The organism is Streptomyces sp. NPDC003691, assembly GCF_053981115.1.
Genome location: NZ_JBSFNQ010000122.1, coordinates 1 through 16,806, shown reverse-complemented (window position 1 = coordinate 16,806; position 16,806 = coordinate 1). Strand labels below are relative to the sequence as shown.

At 72.1% G+C, this 16,806-nt stretch carries 12 protein-coding genes and 1 pseudogene; 6 read left to right on the top strand and 7 right to left on the bottom strand.

The window, feature by feature from the left end:
* Positions 1 to 173 precede the first annotated feature (173 nt).
* A complete protein-coding gene (locus ACWDR0_RS32000) occupies positions 174 to 2,042 on the bottom strand; it encodes a glycoside hydrolase family 3 protein (RefSeq protein WP_456355317.1) in 1,869 nt (622 codons plus the stop codon).
* A gap of 253 nt (positions 2,043 to 2,295) precedes the next feature.
* Positions 2,296 to 3,309, bottom strand: a complete 1,014-nt coding sequence (locus tag ACWDR0_RS31995; RefSeq protein ID WP_456355316.1) for a LysR substrate-binding domain-containing protein — start codon at positions 3,307 to 3,309, stop codon at positions 2,296 to 2,298.
* Positions 3,310 to 3,469: 160 nt separating this feature from the next.
* Between ACWDR0_RS31995 and ACWDR0_RS31990 the strand changes: the two genes are divergently transcribed.
* Positions 3,470 to 4,426 carry an EamA family transporter gene (locus ACWDR0_RS31990; RefSeq protein ID WP_456355315.1) on the top strand — a complete coding sequence of 319 codons (957 nt, stop codon included), beginning with the start codon at positions 3,470 to 3,472 and terminating at the stop codon, positions 4,424 to 4,426.
* Here ACWDR0_RS31990 and ACWDR0_RS31985 read toward each other — a convergent pair.
* From ACWDR0_RS31985 to ACWDR0_RS31975, 3 genes and pseudogenes are all read right to left on the bottom strand, one after another.
* Positions 4,317 to 5,117: pseudogene (locus tag ACWDR0_RS31985) on the bottom strand (sugar phosphate isomerase/epimerase family protein); the annotation flags it as partial. The gene ACWDR0_RS31990 and the pseudogene ACWDR0_RS31985 overlap by 110 nt on opposite strands.
* Positions 5,118 to 5,206: 89 nt before the next feature.
* Positions 5,207 to 6,148, bottom strand: coding sequence for a bifunctional helix-turn-helix transcriptional regulator/GNAT family N-acetyltransferase (locus ACWDR0_RS31980; RefSeq protein ID WP_456355320.1), 942 nt, complete (start codon positions 6,146 to 6,148; stop codon positions 5,207 to 5,209).
* A gap of 98 nt (positions 6,149 to 6,246) precedes the next feature.
* On the bottom strand, positions 6,247 to 7,308 hold the full coding sequence (locus tag ACWDR0_RS31975) for a LacI family DNA-binding transcriptional regulator (RefSeq protein WP_456355314.1): 1,062 nt from the start codon (positions 7,306 to 7,308) through the stop codon (positions 6,247 to 6,249).
* Between the two features lie 118 nt (positions 7,309 to 7,426).
* Here ACWDR0_RS31975 and ACWDR0_RS31970 point away from each other — a divergent pair, with 118 nt between their 5' ends.
* The 5 genes from ACWDR0_RS31970 to ACWDR0_RS31950 all read left to right on the top strand — a co-directional run bounded on the left by ACWDR0_RS31970 (position 7,427) and on the right by ACWDR0_RS31950 (position 14,734).
* The gene (locus tag ACWDR0_RS31970; protein ID WP_456355313.1) at positions 7,427 to 8,578 is read left to right on the top strand and encodes a Gfo/Idh/MocA family protein; all 1,152 of its coding nucleotides are present in this window, start codon (positions 7,427 to 7,429) and stop codon (positions 8,576 to 8,578) included.
* Positions 8,575 to 9,789: a DUF993 family protein gene (locus tag ACWDR0_RS31965; RefSeq protein WP_456355312.1), complete on the top strand. Its 1,215-nt coding sequence runs from the start codon at positions 8,575 to 8,577 to the stop codon at positions 9,787 to 9,789. Before ACWDR0_RS31970 ends, ACWDR0_RS31965 begins: the two co-directional genes overlap by 4 nt.
* 75 nt (positions 9,790 to 9,864) lie before the next feature.
* Positions 9,865 to 10,668, top strand: a complete 804-nt coding sequence (locus ACWDR0_RS31960) for a sugar phosphate isomerase/epimerase family protein (RefSeq protein ID WP_456355319.1) — start codon at positions 9,865 to 9,867, stop codon at positions 10,666 to 10,668.
* Between the two features lie 330 nt (positions 10,669 to 10,998).
* Positions 10,999 to 13,206, top strand: coding sequence for an SF1B family DNA helicase RecD2 (gene recD2 / locus ACWDR0_RS31955; protein ID WP_456355311.1), 2,208 nt, complete (start codon positions 10,999 to 11,001; stop codon positions 13,204 to 13,206).
* A gap of 238 nt (positions 13,207 to 13,444) precedes the next feature.
* Positions 13,445 to 14,734, top strand: a complete 1,290-nt coding sequence (locus tag ACWDR0_RS31950; RefSeq protein WP_456355310.1) for a citrate synthase — start codon at positions 13,445 to 13,447, stop codon at positions 14,732 to 14,734.
* 736 nt (positions 14,735 to 15,470) lie between these two features.
* Here ACWDR0_RS31950 and ACWDR0_RS31945 read toward each other — a convergent pair.
* Both ACWDR0_RS31945 and ACWDR0_RS31940 read right to left on the bottom strand, forming a co-directional pair.
* On the bottom strand, positions 15,471 to 15,785 hold the full coding sequence (locus ACWDR0_RS31945) for a heavy-metal-associated domain-containing protein (RefSeq protein WP_456355318.1): 315 nt from the start codon (positions 15,783 to 15,785) through the stop codon (positions 15,471 to 15,473).
* 114 nt (positions 15,786 to 15,899) lie between these two features.
* Positions 15,900 to 16,553, bottom strand: coding sequence for a GNAT family N-acetyltransferase (locus tag ACWDR0_RS31940; RefSeq protein WP_456355309.1), 654 nt, complete (start codon positions 16,551 to 16,553; stop codon positions 15,900 to 15,902).
* Positions 16,554 to 16,806 lie beyond the last annotated feature (253 nt).

The following is a 16,806-nucleotide window of genomic DNA, read 5'->3' as shown; positions in this document are numbered from 1 at the left end:
TCCCGTTCCCCCCGGCCCCGCCCCCGGGGGCCGGCCCCCCCGGCCCCGGGGCACCGGGGCCGGCCACGGCCGGGGGAGCCGGGGAAGCATGCCGCTTCCCCGGACCGCCGGCCGTGCACGGCGGTGGCGGGCCGGGCCGCCTGAGCGGCCCGCCGCGCCTCGCGACGGTTCGGTCAGTCGTCGAACGAGAGTCCGTGACCGACCGGGTAGAGCACCTGCGCCGGGTTGTCCGCGCGCTGCACGGGCACCGGGAGCTTGCCCTCGGGCTCCACCTTGCCGCCGATGACCCGGGCCGCGGAGCGGACCTCGACCTCGGTCCAGCCGTACGAGGCGACCGAAGCGGCCACTCCGTCGAGCCGGGCGATGTCGTACGGGTTGCCGAGGGCGAGGTGGACGACCGGGGCACCGGCCGCCACCAGACGGGACACCAGGGTCCGCTGTGGGCTGGTGGCCGAGACGTTCTGGGTGAGCACCACGACGGCGTCCTGGCCGGCCGCCGCGGCGACCGCCTGGTCGATCGCGGCCGGGGTGAGCGCCGCGTTCCCGGTGAAGCCCAGGGTCGTGGTGGTGAACCCGAGCCCGGTCAGCACCTCCGAGGCGACCGTGGTGGCCGGCCGGTCCGTGCTGGTGGGCGAACCCGGGTTGACGCCGACGACCAGGAGCTTCTTCTGCCGGCGCTTGCGCAGCGGCAGCGTGTCGTTCTTGTTGACCAGCAGGGTCGTGGTGCCGTCCGCGATACGGTCGGCGACGGCCCGGTGCCGGCGGTTGCCGACGATCTTGTCGAGCTGGGTGAGGGAGACGCGCGGGTCCTTCAGCAGGCCCGTCTTCTCCTTCATCCGCAGGATCCGCAGCACCGACTCCTCGATGCGGGCCTCGGTCAGCTCGCCGTCCCGGACCGCCTTCACCACGGCGTTCCAGGCGATCGGCAGGTTGAACGGGAAGAGCAGCTGGTCGACACCGGCCTTGAGCGCCAGGACCGGCACCCGGTCGTCGCCGTACTTGGTGCGGACGCCTTCCATGTTGAGCGCGTCCGTCACGATGACGCCGTCGAAGCCCAGCTCCTCACGGAGGATGCCGGTGATGATCGGCCGGGAGAGCGTGGCCGGGTCGTTGCTCGGGTCCAGCGCCGGGACCTGGAGGTGCGCCGTCATGATCGAGTCGATCCCGGCCTTGATGGCGGCCCGGAACGGCGGCGCGTCGAGCCGCTCCCACTCCTCGCGGCTGTGGGTGATCACCGGCAGGCCGGTGTGGCTGTCCTCGCTGGTGTCGCCGTGGCCCGGGAAGTGCTTGGCACAGGCCGAGATCCCGGCCGCCTGGTAGCCGGAGACCTGCGCCGCGACCAGCCTGGCGGCGGCGGTCGGGTCCGACCCGAAGGAGCGGATGCCGATGATCGGGTTCGCCGGGTTCACATTGACGTCGGCGACCGGCGCGTAGTTCTCGTGGATACCGATGGCACGGAGTTCGATACCCGCGATGTAGCCCGCGGTCCGGGCGTCGCTGCGCGAGCCGGAGGCGCCGAGCGCCATGGCGCCGGGCAGCTGGGTGGCCGGCAGGCCGACCCGGGTGACGATGGCGCCGTGCTCCTGGTCGATGGAGACCACCAGCGGAACGGAGTTCTGCTGGCTGAGCGCGGCGGTCTGGAGGTCGTTCGACAGCCCGCCGAGCTGGCGCGGGTTGCTGACGTTGCCGGACCAGCCGAAGTAGATGACGCCACCGAGGTGGTACGCCTTCACGATCTCGGCGGGGGTGCGGTAGCCCGTACGGGCCAGGTTGTCGGCGGCGGCACCGGCGCTGGGGTTGTGCGCGTCGTTGCCGGAGAACCAGTGGACGAAGAGCTGGCCGACCTTCTGCTCCAGGCTCATCCGCGAGATGAGCTTCTTCAGACGGGCGTCGCGATCCGGTCTGGTCTGTACGGTCCCGGCCACGGCGGGTCCGGCTCCCGCGGTGACGACGGCGGACGCGACCGCCGTGGCGGCGAGCAGCGTACGCCTGGAAACCCGGGCCTGCGGCTGAGGTTCGGGCTGGTGGGACTGGTCGTGCATGTGGGGGTGCTCCTTCCGGCCTTGCTGGCAAAGGATTTGAAGGAAACGTCCAGAATCCCTCGGACGGAGCTGAAACTAACTGCCAATGTGTAGGTAGGGCAATAAGACCCGCGAGTATAAAAATGAATGGTCATCGGCATGTCGACGCGGGCGCTGGTGAAAGATTGTGAAAGTTGTGGAGATTTTGTGGATGCGGTGGTGTGGACCTCTGGGTTAATGGTTCGGACCTTTAGAGGCGGGATGTGAGTGGTCGTCAGCCGCTCCGGTGGACGCCTTCGCAGGTCGCGGCGGGTGGCTGTGCCGGGCGCCGCCGGACGGCGGCGGTGGTCCGCCGGGCCGGTCCGGCCGGAACCACCGGGTCCACCGGCTGAAGCCGCGGAAAGTGCTCCTGAAGGGCCGTCACCGCTGCTCCGATGGCGGGCCGCCGGGCCGCCCCGGAGCGCCAGAGGGCATACAGTCTCCGCCGCGGCACCGGGTCCAGAGCCACCGCCACCACCCCGGCCGGCAGCGGTCCGCGCCCCAGCCGGGGCATCATCGCGATACCGAGCCCGGCGGCCACCAAGGCGACCTGGGTGTGGTTCTCCTCCGCCTGATGCACCAGGTCCGGCTCACAGCCCGCCGTACGCAGGGTACGGATCAGCCAGTCGTGGCAGACGGTCCCCGGCGGCTGGCAGATCCACCGCTCGCCCGCCAGCTGCTCCCGGCGCACCGCCGCCCGCCCGGCGAACCGGTGCCCCGCCGGGACCAGCAGATCGCACAGATCGTCACCGATCGGCGCCTGCTCCAGACCCTCCGGCGCGGGCAGCGGCGCAATGTCCCAGTCGTGGGCGACGGCCAGATCGGTCGTCCCCCGGACCACCAGGTCGACGGAGAGATGCGGATCGACCTCCGTCATCCGGACGTCCAGCCCCGGATGGGCCCGCTCCAGATCCGCCAGCACCCCCGGCAGCAGACCCCGGGCCGCCGAGGCGAACGCGGCGACGGTCAGCCGACCGGCCGGCTTCCCCCGGCGCTCCTCCATCACCGTCTCGGCCCGCTCCACGATCGCCAGCAGCTCCCTGGCCGTCGAGGCGAGATGGAGCCCTTCATCGGTGAGGGCGACGCCCCGCCCCCGCCGCTCCAGCAGGGTGGACCGGGTCTCCCGCTCCAGCTTGGTGATCTGCTGCGATACCGCCGACGGGGTGTAGCCGAGGGCGACGGCCGCGGCGGCGACCGAACCGTGCACCCAGACGGCGTGCAGCGCCCGCAGTCTTCCCAGGTCGAGCATGCGCTCCTCCTTCCGGGCCCGGCCCGGGCGGTCCCGGCAGCCCGGGGCGGCCGGTGCCCGGGCTCCTTGCCGGGCCCACCGGACGATTAAGCAATACTGAATTCCACCATAAAGAAATTCGCGCTGGTGCTACATGGTCGTATGGGGTGATCCTCCTTTCATGCGCCCTGCACATATCGCCCTCGCCGTACTCGTCGCCGCTGTGTGGGGCGTGAACTTCGTCGTACTCGAAGTCGGTCTCGGGCACTTTCCCCCGCTGCTGCTCTCCGCTCTCCGCTTCCTGGTCGCCGCCCTGCCCGCGGTCTTCTTTGTGGGCCGCCCGAAGGTCGCCTGGAAGTGGATCATCGGGGTGGGGCTCGCCCTGGGCGTGGCCAAGTTCGGGCTGCTGTTCATCGGCATGGACCGCGGTATGCCCGCGGGGCTCTCCTCCCTCGTCCTCCAGGTCCAGGCCGTCTTCACCGTTCTCATCGCGGCCGTCGTCCTGCGCGAGCGCCCCGGGAAGATCCGGATCGCCGGGATGTCCGTCGCGCTCTGCGGTATCGCGCTCGCCGCGGCCGACCGGGGAGCCTCCGGGCCGGCGACCGCCTTCGTCCTGGTCATCGCGGCCGCCGCCTGCTGGGGCGTGTCCAATGTCCTGACCCGCAGGGCCGCCCCGCCGGACGCCCTCAACTTCATGATCTGGGTCTCCACAGTCCCCGTCCTGCCGCTGCTCGCCCTCTCCCTGGTCTTCGAAGGCCCCCGGGCGGGCGCGGACGCCCTGCGCGGCCTGGACTGGAGCGGCGCGGGAACCGTCCTCTATCTCGCCTGGGGAGCCACCGTCTTCGGCTTCGGCGCCTGGGGGTATCTGCTCCGCCGCTACCCCGCCTCCGCCGTCGCCCCCTTCTCCCTCCTCGTGCCCTTCTTCGGCATGTCCTCCGCCGCGCTGCTGCTCGGGGAGCGGGTCAGCCCCCTGGGCTGGACGGCTGCCGCGCTGCTGGTCGGCGGTATCGCCGTCACCTCCCTCTCCCGAGCAGCCGCTCCAGATGCTCCCGCCCCGGTACCAGCAGCCCCGGCAGCGCCGCCGCCTCCGGAGCCCAGCGCTTCTCGTACTCCCAGCTCAGCCACATCGGCCGGGTGAGCACGGCAAGCACCTCGGCCAGGGGCAGCACCCCCGCCCCGAGCGGCAGCGGCACCAGGTCCTCCCGGGCCGCCACATCCTTGACCTGGACATAGCCCGGAAAGGGGGAGAGCGCCGCCCGGGTGACCGCCGGATCCTCCCCGCCCAGCCAGGTGTGGAGCACGTCCCAGACCGCCCCCGGACCCGGGCCCGCCGCCCCTGGCACTGCCGCCCCCGGTGCCGCCGCGGCGGGCACCTCCCGCGGGCGGCCGCACCGGGACAGGATCCCGGCCACCGACCGGCCCGTACGGTGCGAATCATGGGTCTCCAGCAGGATCCCCACCCCGGCCGCCGCCGCGGGACCCGAGGCCGCGGCCATCCGCCGGGCGGCGACGGCGGAGGCCTCCCCGTTCGCCCCGTTCTCCGGGGAACCACCCGGAAACACCCGGACGTACGGCGCGCCCAGATCCCGCGCCAGCCCCACCAGCCCCGCGATCTCGTCCAGCACCGGACCGTCCGGCCCCGGCGCCGCGACCCGGGCATAGCCGCAGACGGCCAGTGTCCGCACGCCCGCGCGCCGGAACTCCCGTGCCGCCGCGGCCCGGTCACCCGGACCGAGCCCCGGATGCACCGGCTCCTCCGGATGGGCCCGCAGCTCCACCCCCTGATAGCCGGTGTCGGCGGCGAGCGCTGCCACCTCGGCGACCGGCATCCCCGGCACCCCCAGCGTCGAGAAGGCGAACGCCCAGCCGCCACCCGCCGCCCGCGCCCCGGGCCGGGCCTCCGGCCCCGCTCCCCGCCTCATCCGGGTACCTCCCCGGGATCCCGCAGCACCAGCCTCCAGTCCTGGCCGACCAGATCCACCCCGAAGGAGTGGTGGGGCTCCTCCGCGACCAGAGTGAACCCGCTGCGCTCGTATATCCGGCGGGCGCCGGTGAGCACATCATTGGTCCACAGCACCAGCTCCCGGTATCCCGCGTCCCGGGCGAACCGCACCACCGCGGCGACCAGCCGCTCCCCGATACCGTGGCCGCGCGCCCCCGGCTCGACCAGCAGCAGCCGCAGCCGGGCGGTCTCCGGCGCGCCGTCCCGGACACACATCACCGAACCGGCGGGGCGGCCGTCCAGCTCGGCGATCCACATCCGCTCCCGGGCCGGGTCGTGGCCCTCGGCGAAGTCCGCGACGATCCGGGCCACCTTGCCCTCGAACTCCGTGTTCCAGCCGTACTCCGCGGCATACAGGGCACCGTGACGGGCCACCGTCCAGCCCAGCTCACCCGGCGCGGGCCCCCGCAGCACCGGCTCCCCGGCCCCGGGCGGGCGGGCGTGCTCCAGGGTCTCCCGGACGGTCCGCAGCGCCCCGGCGAGCCGCTCCCGCTCCCCGGCGGGCATCCGCGAGACCAGTGTCCCCACGGCCTCCCGCGACCGCTCGTCCAGCAGGGTCGCGGCCCGGCGGCCCTGCCCCGTCAGAGTGATCGACCGCCGCCTGCCGTCCTCCTTCGACGGGGCCCGCTCCACCAGCCCGTCGCGCTCGAACTTCCCCAGCATCCGGCTCAGATACCCGGCGTCGAGCGACAGTTCGATCCGCAGATCCGCCGCGTCCGTCCGCGGACTGTGCGCCAGCTCGTAGAGCACACGGGACTCGGTGAGCGTGTACGGCGTGTAGAGGTGCCTGCCGTAATCCAGGGCGCCGATGAGATTCGTATAGAACCGGTTGAACGCCCGGATCTCCTGGACCACCACGACGGCCACCTCCCCTAATTCTTTGACTCAGTCAAAGATATGCCCGCGCCGGGGCCCCGCCAATCACGATCCGGGGAGGGATTCCGCGGCCGGCCGGCTCAGCCGCGCGGCGGTGCCGTCGACGATCTGACCAGCAGTTCGGCCTCCACCGTCGCGATACCGCCGGGCGGCGGCTCCTCCCGGCCCATGGCCAGCTTCCCGGCCCGCGCGCCCGCCGCCGCCAGCGGCAGCCGCACCGTCGTCAGCGCCGGCACCACGTCCACGGAGAACGGCAGATCGTCGAAGCCCGCGACCGACACGTCCTGCGGAATCCGCAGCCCCCGGTCCCGGAGCGCCGCGCAGGCGCCCAGCGCCACCGTGTCGTTGGCCGCGACCACGGCCGTCAGGCCCGGGTCCCGGCGCAGCAGCTCCAGTGTCGAGTCGTAGCCCGAACTGCGGGCGTACGCCCCGTGGAGCGTCATCCGCTCCTGGTCCTCGTCGATCCCGGCCGCCCGCAGTGCCGCCCGGTGCCCCTCCAGCCGGTGCCGGGTCGTCGTCCGGTCGGCCGGACCCGCGACATAGCCGATCCGGCGGTGTCCGAGGGCCAGCAGATGCTCCGTCAGTCTCCGGCCGCCCCCGCGGTTGTCGAAGGTGAGCGCCGCCAGCGGCGCGTCGTTGCCCGGCAGCGGGGGCCGCCCGCAGAGCACGATCCGGGTCCCCGCGTCCGCCAGCTTCGTCAGCTTCGACGACATCGCCGCTATATGGGCCGGGTCCTCCAGGGCGCCGCCGGTCAGCACCACGGCCGCCGCCCGCTGCCGCTGGAGCAGGGTCAGATAGGTCAGCTCGCGCTCCGGGGAACCGCCGGTGTTGCAGACGACGGCCAGCTTCTCGCCGCCCGCGCGGCCCGAGCCCTCCTGGCCCCCGATCTCGCCCTGCGCGGCACCCGCCATGATGGCGAAGAACGGGTCGGCGATGTCGTTCACCAGGATGCCGATCAGATCGGACGTGGCGGCGGCGAGCGAACTCGCCGGGCCGTTGAGCACATAGTCCAGCTCGTCGACCGCCCGCAGGACCCGTTCCCGGGTGGCGACGGCGACCGGGTAGTTGCCGTTGAGCACCCGGGACACCGTCGCCGGGGACACCCGGGCGCGTGCGGCGACATCCGCCAGGGTGACCGTCATCGCTTCCTCCACGGGAGTTGGGCCGTGGCCCCTTGTCCGGGGCGCTCGGGGCAGGCTAGCGTCACCTCGCTCGGAAAGCGCTTGCTATCGCGATGGCGAGACACCCGGAGGCTTCACGATGACACGCAGGACCGTGCGGATCGCCGTCAACGGCGTCACCGGACGCATGGGTTACCACCAGCACCTCGTCCGCTCCCTGCTGGCGCTGCGGAAGGAGGGCGGGCTCGACCTCGGTGACGGCCGTACGCTCTGGCCGGAACCCGTCCTCGTCGGCCGCCGCGAACCGGCGCTCCGCTCGATCGCCGAACGGCACGAACTGCCCTACTGGGCCACCGATCTCGACGCGGTCCTCGCCGACGACACCGTCGACGTCTACTTCGACGCGCAGGCCACCGCCGCCCGCGCGGACGCCCTGGGCCGGGCCATCGCCGCGGGCAAGCACGTCTACACGGAGAAACCGACTGCGGCCGGGCTCGCCGGGGCCCTGGAGCTGGCCCGGCTCGCCCGGAGCACCGGAATCCGCCACGGCGTGGTCCAGGACAAGCTCTTCCTCCCGGGCCTGCGGAAGCTCAAACGCCTCATCGACAGCGGCTTCTTCGGCGAGATCCTGTCCGTGCGCGGCGAGTTCGGGTACTGGGTCTTCGAGGGCGACTGGCAGCCCGCGCAGCGCCCCTCGTGGAACTACCGCAGCGAGGACGGCGGCGGGATCACCACCGATATGTTCCCCCACTGGTCGTACCTCCTCGAAACCCTCTTCGGCCGGATCACCAGCGTTATGGCGCATACCACCACCCATGTGCCCCGCCGCTGGGACGAGAGCGGCAGACCCTACGAGGCGACCGCCGACGACGCGGTGTACGCCGTCTTCGAACTCGACGGCGGCGCCGTGGCGCAGATCAACTCCTCCTGGGCGGTCCGGGTGGGGCGGGACGAACTCGCCGAGTTCCAGGTGGACGGAGTCCACGGCTCCGCGGTCGCCGGACTCCGCCACTGCCGGATCCAGCACCGCACCGGCACCCCCAGACCCGTCTGGAGCCCGGACCTCCCGGCCGGTGAGTCCTTCCGCGACCAGTGGCAGGAGGTCCCCGACAACCAGGTGTTCGGGCCCGCGTTCAAGGCCCAGTGGGAGCTGTTTCTGCGCCATGTCGTCCTGGGCGAGCCCCATGACGGGGATCTGGCGGCGGGTGCCCGGGGAGTACAGCTCGCCGAGCTGGGGCTGCGTTCGTCCGCCGAAGGCCGCCGGATCCCCGTACCGAAACTCCCGCTGTGACCGGCACCGACACCGGCACCGGCGATCCCGGCCCATGCCGCGGCGCCCCCGACGGCACGGCCGACCGCCCCGGCCGTACCCCCGCGGCACCCCGGACCGGCCCCGGCCCGGCCGGTCTCCACCCCGTATCGCCCCCGCCCCCGCCGCGCTCCCGGCGGTTCTTCGCGGCCGCGCACGTCGTCGCGGGCCCCGACCCCGGATCCGGCGCCGCCGGGAACCGCTCCGCCGTGGACTGGGACGCCACCCTCGCCTTCCGCCGCCATCTGTGGGCCCACGGCCTCGGCGTCGCGGAGGCCATGGACACCGCCCAGCGGGGCGCGGGGCTCGACTGGCCCGCCGCCGCCGAGCTGATCCGCCGCACGGCCGCCGAGGCGCGCTCGGCGGACGGCGGCGCCCTGGTCTGCGGTGCCGGAACCGACCAGCTCAGCGGCCCGGCCGCGCTCCCGGTCGTGCTCCGGGCCTACGAGGAGCAGCTCGCCCATGTCGAAGGGTGCGGTGCCCGGGCCGTCCTGCTGACCTCCCGGGCCCTGGCCGCCGCCGCCCGCTCTCCGGAGGACTACCAGTACGTCTACGGCGAACTGCTGCGGCAGGCCGAGCGCCCCCTGATCCTGCACTGGCTGGGCCCCGACTTCGACCCGGCCCTCGGCCGCTACTGGGGCAGCGGCGACCGCGCCACCGCCACCGACACCCTCCTCGCCGTCGTCCGTGCCCACCCGGGGAAGGTCGACGGGGTGAAGGTCTCCCTCCTCGACGCCGGACACGAGATCGCGTTCCGCCGCCGTCTCCCGGCGGGCGTGCGGTGCTACACCGGCGACGACTTCCACTATCCCGAGCTGATCGCGGGCGACGAACACGGCCACAGCGATGCGCTGCTCGGCGTCTTCAACCCGCTGGCCCCGCTTGCCGCCGAGGCCCTGCGCGCCCTCGGCGAGCAGGGCACCAGGGGCCTCCGGGCGGTCCTCGACCCGACCGTGGAGCTGGCCCGGCACCTCTTCGCACCGCCCACCCGCCACTACCGGACCGGTGTCGTCCTCCTCGCCTGGCTCGCCGGGCACCAGGAACGGTTCACCATGGTCGGCGGCTACCACACGGCGCGTCCGCTCGCCCATCTCGTCCGCGCCCATGAACTCGCCGCCGGGCTGGGGCTCTTCCCCGATCCCGGGCCGGCCCGCGCCCGGATGGCCTCCCTGCTCACCCCCGACGGAGCCTGAACCGTGTCCCTCTCCGCAACCGACTCCGCGGAACCCGGCGCCGGGGCGGTCCGGCACCGGCTCAGCATCAACCAGATGACCGTACGGCAGCTGTCCCTGCCGGAGCTGGCCGCGGGCTGCGCCCGGCTCGGCATCCCGGGTGCCGGGCTGTGGCGCGAACCCGTCCGGGCCTACGGGACGGCCGCGGCGGCCGGGCTCCTGCGGGACACCGGGCTGACCGTCACCAGTCTGTGCCGGGGCGGCTTCCTCACCGCGACCGACCCCGCCGGACGGAGCCGCGCGCTGGACGACAACCGGGCCGCGCTCGACGAGGCCGCCGCCCTGGGCACGGACACCCTGGTGCTGGTCTCCGGCGGACTGCCGCCGGGCAGCCGCGATCTGGCCGGGGCCCGGGAGCGGGTCGCGGACGCGCTCGCCGAACTCGTCCCGTACGCACGGGCCGCGGGCGTACGGCTCGCGGTGGAACCGCTGCACCCCATGTACGCGGCGGACCGGTGCGTGGTCTCCACCCTCGCCCAGGCGCTGGACATCGCCGAACGCTTCCCGCCCGACCGGGTGGGGGTCGTCGTCGACACCTATCACGTCTGGTGGGACGAGCACGCGCCCGCCCAGGTGGCACGCGCGGGCGCCGCGGGCCGGATCCACGCCTTCCAACTGGCGGACTGGACGACCCCCTTGCCCCGGGGAGTGCTGAACGGCCGCGGGCAGCTCGGCGACGGCTGCGTCGATCTGAGGGGCTGGCGGCGGACGGTGGACGCGGCGGGCTACCGCGGACCCATCGAGGTCGAACTGTTCAACGAGGAGCTGTGGCGGCGGGACGGCGCCGAGGTCCTGGCGGAGACCGCCGCACGCTTCGCCCGGTACGTCGCCGGCCGGTGAGGGCCGCGGACCCCGGCCGCGCCGACCACCTTGCCGGCCTCCGTACAACCCTCTGCGGGGAACGTGTGTCGTAAGTGGCATCGGCACTCCCGGGGGGATCGGGGGAAGCACGGGGGAGAACGGGAGCGCCGTGGGAGGGGAGAAGGACGGACCCGGCCGGCACACGCCGGCCGGGTCCCCTTCGCTCCGGCGGGGCCCCGCACGACCACGGTAGGTCCCGCGGCCGGTCGTCCCGGAGTTATCCACAGGCGGGGCCGGAGCGGCGTCGCCCGCGCCGGTGGTTGTCCACAGGCGGCCCGCGCTGTCGGACCACGGCGGTAGCGTCGGGGCATGTCCAATCTCGCTGTCCTCGAAGGCGTCCTGGAGCGGATCACGTACGCCAACGAGGAGAACGGCTACACGGTGGCCCGGGTCGACACCGGCCGCGGCTCCGGCGACCTCCTCACCGTCGTCGGGTCCCTGCTCGGTGCCCAGCCCGGCGAGTCGCTGCGGATGGAGGGCCGCTGGGGCTCCCATCCGCAGTACGGCAAGCAGTTCACCGTGGAGAACTACACGACGGTGCTGCCCGCGACCATCCAGGGCATCCGCCGCTATCTGGGCTCCGGGCTGATCAAGGGGATCGGGCCGCGGATCGCGGAGCGCATCGTCGACCACTTCGGTACGGACACCCTCGATGTGATCGAGCAGGAGCCCGCCCGGCTCGTCGAGGTCCCCGGTCTCGGCCCCAAGCGGACCAGGCTCATCGGCGCGGCCTGGGAGGAGCAGAAGGCCATCAAGGAGGTCATGGTCTTCCTCCAGGGCGTCGGCGTTTCCACCTCCATCGCCGTCCGCATCTACAAGAAGTACGAGGACGCGTCGATCTCCGTCGTGAAGAACCAGCCCTACCGGCTGGCGGCCGACGTCTGGGGCATCGGCTTCCTCACCGCCGACCGGATCGCCCAGGCCGTCGGGATACCGCACGACAGCCCGGAGCGCGTCAAGGCCGGTCTCCAGTACGCCCTGTCGCAGTCCACCGACCAGGGCCACTGCTTCCTGCCCGAGGAGCAGCTGATCGCCGACGCCGTGAAGCTCCTCCAGGTGGACACCGGCCTGGTCATCGACTGCCTCGCCGAGCTGGCCGCCGACGAGGAGGGGGTGGTCAGGGAACAGGTCCCGGGGTCCGACGGCGGCGAGCCCGTCACGGCCGTCTATCTCGTGCCCTTCCACCGGGCCGAGCTGTCCCTGGCGGCCCAGGTCCTGCGGCTGCTGCGGACCCCGGAGGACCGGATGCCCGCCTTCCGGGACGTGGCCTGGGACAAGGCCCTGGCCTGGCTCACGGACCGGACGGGCGCGGATCTGGCGCCCGAGCAGGAGGCGGCGGTCCGGCTGGCACTGACCAGCCGGGTCGCGGTGCTGACCGGCGGGCCGGGCTGCGGGAAGTCGTTCACCGTCCGCTCGGTGGTCGAGCTGGCCCGGGCGAAGAAGGCCAAGGTGCTGCTGGCCGCCCCCACCGGCCGGGCCGCCAAACGGCTGGCGGAGCTGACCGGCGCCGAGGCGTCGACCGTCCACCGGCTGCTGGAGCTGAAGCCCGGCGGTGACGCGGCCTACGACCGGGACCGGCCGCTGGACGCCGATCTGGTCGTGGTCGACGAGGCGTCGATGCTCGATCTGCTGCTCGCCAACAAACTGGTGAAGGCGGTGGCGCCCGGGGCGCATCTGCTGCTGGTGGGCGATGTGGACCAGCTGCCCAGCGTGGGCGCCGGCGAGGTGCTCCGCGATCTGCTCGCCGACGGCGGGCCGGTGCCCCATGTCCGGCTGACGCAGATCTTCCGCCAGGCACAGCAGTCCGGGGTCGTCACCAACGCCCACCGCATCAACAAGGGCGAGCAGCCCCTCACCACAGGTCTGTCCGATTTCTTTCTCTTTGTGGAGGAGGAGACCGAGGACGCGGGGAAGCTCGCCGTCGATGTGGCGGCCCGCAGGATTCCGGCCAAATTCGGTCTCGACCCCCGCCGGGACGTGCAGGTCCTTGCCCCCATGCACCGGGGCCCGGCGGGCGCCGGGGTACTCAACGGCCTCCTTCAGCAGGCGATCACCCCCGCCCGTCCCGATCTGGCCGAAAAGCGCTTCGGCGGCCGGGTCTTCCGGGTCGGCGACAAGGTCACCCAGATCCGTAACAACTACGACAAGGGCGAGAACGGCATCTTCAACGGCACGGTTGGTGTGGTCACCTCCCTCAATCTCGACGACCAGAAGCTGACCGTCCGCACGGACGAGGACGAGGAGGTGCCGTACGACTTCGACGAACTGGACGAACTGGCCCATGCCTATGCCGTGACCATCCACCGTTCCCAGGGCAGCGAGTACCCGGCGGTGGTGATCCCGGTCACCACCGGCGCCTGGATGATGCTTCAGCGGAATCTGCTCTACACCGCGGTCACCCGGGCGAAGAAGCTGGTGGTGCTGGTCGGCTCCCGGCGGGCGATAGGGCAGGCCGTGCGAACGGTCTCCGCGGGCAGACGGTTCACCGCGCTCGGCCACCGGCTGTCGCGGAGCTGACGCCCGGGGCTCTCCGGGGGTGCTCCGGCCGGGGGGAGCGGCCGGGCCGACGGGGTGGGAAATGACACCCCGACTTCCGGAAATCGGGCGAACGGGGCAGGATGAGCAGGTTGGCGGCACTGAGTGCCGCCAACGGGCCCAAAAGTCGACCCCGAGTGCACTCTCATGCGCCAAATGGGGGATGGTAGAGACAGTCAGGGCACCTCGAAGAAGAGGCACTACGTCGGTGAGGGATGACGTGAGCGACAACTCTGTAGTACTGCGTTACGCGGACGGTGAATACACCTACCCGGTGGTCGAGAGCACCGTCGGTGACAAGGGCTTCGACATCGGCAAGCTCCGGGCCCAGACGGGTCTGGTGACCCTGGACAGCGGCTACGGCAACACGGCCGCCTACAAATCCGCGATCACCTACCTCGACGGCGAGCAGGGCATCCTGCGCTACCGCGGCTACCCCATCGAGCAGCTCGCCGAGCGCTCCACCTTCGTCGAGGTGGCCTATCTGCTCATCAACGGCGAGCTGCCCACGGTCGACGAGCTGGCCGCCTTCAAGAACGAGATCACCCAGCACACGCTGCTGCACGAGGACGTCAAGCGGTTCTTCGACGGCTTCCCGCGCGACGCCCACCCGATGGCCATGCTGTCGTCCGTGGTCAGCGCCCTGTCCACGTTCTACCAGGACAGCCACAACCCGTTCGACGAGAAGCAGCGCCACCTCTCCACGATCCGGCTGCTGGCCAAGCTGCCCACGATCGCGGCGTACGCCTACAAGAAGTCGATCGGCCACCCCTTCGTCTACCCGCGCAACGACCTGGGGTACGTGGAGAACTTCCTGCGGATGACCTTCTCGGTCCCCGCCCAGGAGTACGACCTGGACCCGGTCGTGGTCGCCGCCCTCGACAAGCTGCTGATCCTCCACGCCGACCACGAGCAGAACTGTTCGACCTCCACGGTCCGCCTGGTGGGCTCCTCGCAGGCGAACATGTTCGCGTCGATCTCGGCGGGCATCTCCGCGCTCTGGGGTCCGCTGCACGGCGGCGCCAACCAGTCGGTGCTGGAGATGCTGGAGGGCATCCAGGCCTCCGGCGGCGACGTCGACTCCTTCATCCGCAAGGTGAAGAACAAGGAAGACGGCGTGAAGCTCATGGGCTTCGGGCACCGCGTCTACAAGAACTTCGACCCCCGGGCGAAGATCATCAAGGCGGCGGCGCACGATGTCCTCTCCGCCCTCGGCAAGTCGGACGAGCTGCTGGACATCGCGCTCAAGCTGGAGGAGCACGCGCTGGCGGACGACTACTTCGTCGAGCGCAAGCTCTACCCGAACGTCGACTTCTACACCGGTCTGATCTACCGGGCCATGGGCTTCCCGACCGAGATGTTCACGGTGCTCTTCGCGCTCGGCCGGCTGCCCGGCTGGATCGCCCAGTGGCACGAGATGATCAAGGAGCCCGGCTCCCGTATCGGCCGCCCGCGGCAGATCTACACGGGTGAGGTCCTCCGCGACTTCGTCCCGGTCGAGGCCCGCTGACCGGTCCCCGCCGTATCGGACCGAGGCCGGAGCGAACCCGGCCGAACCGGACCGCACAAGCGGAAAGCGCCCCACCGCCGATCCCCCCACGGGTCGGCGAGCGGGGCGCTTCCCATATCCCCGGAGCGGATTCCCCCCACGGGATCCGGCCGGGTGTCTGCGACCGCAGAACTGCTCACGCGGTATGCCGGGGTACGTACGCACGGGAGGGCCGCTCAAAGCTCCCCGGGCACGTGCCCCGGCCAACGCTTGCCTGAGATGTCCCCCAAGACATCCCATGAACGTCCCCCAAGACGTTCCTGGCATCGTCCATTTAGACCCTTGGAGGGCCTCAATGGTTACCCCTCAATATCTGTGATCTAGGTCTCTTTGTGAAGGTCTTGTGCCTCACATGTAGCCGCGCAGCGGTCGTGGCGGCCGTCCGGGGTGATCTCCGGGGGCGGGGTGAAGCCCTTCTTGCTGAACCGTCGATCAGTGCGATGAGCAGGGGTGATGCCCTCCGGAGCAGGATTCGGCGGGTGATCGTTCCCGGCCGGAAAGCGCTCTCGGCCGGTTCACGGGGCGCCGCCCGATGAGAGGCGGATCACGTTCGCACGTGTCCGGAATGTCGCTGATACCGCCCGTCCGGCGACGGTGGCGCGCCCGGTGTCCCCGGATCGTCCCGGCATATGGACAGGCCGTACGGGACGACCTGAGAAGGCGGTCCCGTACGGCCCGGATCGGAGCCCGCGGCGGCTCAGGCGGTGCCGGTCAGCTCGTAGCCCGCCTCGTCCACGGCGTCGCGCACGGCGGCCTCGTCGAGCGGGGTCTCGGAGACGACGGTGACCAGACCGGTCGCGGCGACCGCGGTCACCGAGGTGACGCCCGCGATGGCCGAGACCTCGGCGGAGATCGCGCCCTCGCAGTGGCCGCAGGTCATGCCCTTCACCTGGTAGACCGTGGTGACGGCGCCGGCCCCGGCCTCGGCCGCGCCCGTACCGCAGGAGCTTCCGCCGCAGCAGCTCGAAGCGGTGGCCGTCTCGATGATCTCGATGTCGGAGTGGGTGGTCATGGCGTTCTCCTCGTAGGCGTCGGACGGCGTACGTCGCAATCCGGGCGGAGTGGGGCGGTTGAGGGCCCCGTGGCCCGTGCTGCTCACCATACTATACCCCTAGGGGGTATGGAATCATTCGGCGCGTGTCATCCCCGGAGCCGACGCCGGTGTCCCGGGGGCCGCCCCTGCCGGGGCGCCGTGCCGGGCGCGCCACTCATGGGCCAGTACCGACATCGAGGTGGCGTCCGCCCAGCCGTCCCCCCGGCGCAGTACCTCCCGCTCGACGCCCTCCGCCGTGAAGCCCACCTTCTCGTAGACCCGCCGCGCCCGCGGGTTGAACGCGAAGACGCTGAGCACGATGCGGTGGAGTCCGATGTGGTCGAAGCCGTGGCCGACGATCAGCGCGGTGGCCTCGGTGCCCAGCCCCCGGTCCCGGCCGCGCGGCCCGATCAGGGTGCGGAAGCGGCAGTTGCGGTTGGCGGGGTCCCACTCGTGGAGAACGACCTCGCCGACGACCTCGTTGCGCGCCCGGTCGACGACGGCCAGGTCGAGCCGGTCGTTCCGGTCGTTGCGGGTGGTGTACCAGGTGTGCAGGGCAGCCGCCTCGTCCGGGCCGCCGGAGCCGGAGCCGGGGTCGGGGCCGGTGTCCGCGCCGGTGAACCGGAGGACGTCGGGATCGTCGAGGATCGCGGTCATCACGGGGACGTCGGCCTCGGTGAAGGGGCGGAGTGTCACCTTCTCGCCATGGAGGGTGGGTTTGAGGGAGAAACCGGTCGTGTTGCTCATGGGGCGCATTCTTCGGAGGCCGTCCGGGGCGCGGCAATCGAGTTTGCCGCCGGAGGGCGCCCCGGGCGGCGAGGCGGCCCCGGAGGGGTCCGGGGCGGCCGGGGGAGGGGGTCGGTGCGCGGAGCCGTTACGGGGGCGTCCCGCACCCCTCTCGGGGGCCGTCGTGGACGAACTCGAACGTGGTGCGGGTGTAGTAGTCGAGGCCGCGCACCAGACGGTCGTCGTCCTCGAAGGCCACGCCCGCCTCCGCCAG

What these genes read in the sequence shown, in the direction of transcription:
- ACWDR0_RS32000 (WP_456355317.1), bottom strand. Translation starts at nt 2,042, where the DNA reads ATGCACGACCAGTCCCACCAGCCCGAACCTCAGCCGCAGGCCCGGGTT.
- ACWDR0_RS31995 (WP_456355316.1), bottom strand. Translation starts at nt 3,309, where the DNA reads ATGCTCGACCTGGGAAGACTGCGGGCGCTGCACGCCGTCTGGGTGCAC.
- ACWDR0_RS31990 (WP_456355315.1), top strand. Translation starts at nt 3,470, where the DNA reads ATGCGCCCTGCACATATCGCCCTCGCCGTACTCGTCGCCGCTGTGTGG.
- ACWDR0_RS31975 (WP_456355314.1), bottom strand. Translation starts at nt 7,308, where the DNA reads ATGACGGTCACCCTGGCGGATGTCGCCGCACGCGCCCGGGTGTCCCCG.
- ACWDR0_RS31970 (WP_456355313.1), top strand. Translation starts at nt 7,427, where the DNA reads ATGACACGCAGGACCGTGCGGATCGCCGTCAACGGCGTCACCGGACGC.
- ACWDR0_RS31960 (WP_456355319.1), top strand. Translation starts at nt 9,865, where the DNA reads ATGACCGTACGGCAGCTGTCCCTGCCGGAGCTGGCCGCGGGCTGCGCC.
- recD2 (WP_456355311.1), top strand. Translation starts at nt 10,999, where the DNA reads ATGTCCAATCTCGCTGTCCTCGAAGGCGTCCTGGAGCGGATCACGTAC.
- ACWDR0_RS31945 (WP_456355318.1), bottom strand. Translation starts at nt 15,785, where the DNA reads ATGACCACCCACTCCGACATCGAGATCATCGAGACGGCCACCGCTTCG.
- ACWDR0_RS31940 (WP_456355309.1), bottom strand. Translation starts at nt 16,553, where the DNA reads ATGAGCAACACGACCGGTTTCTCCCTCAAACCCACCCTCCATGGCGAG.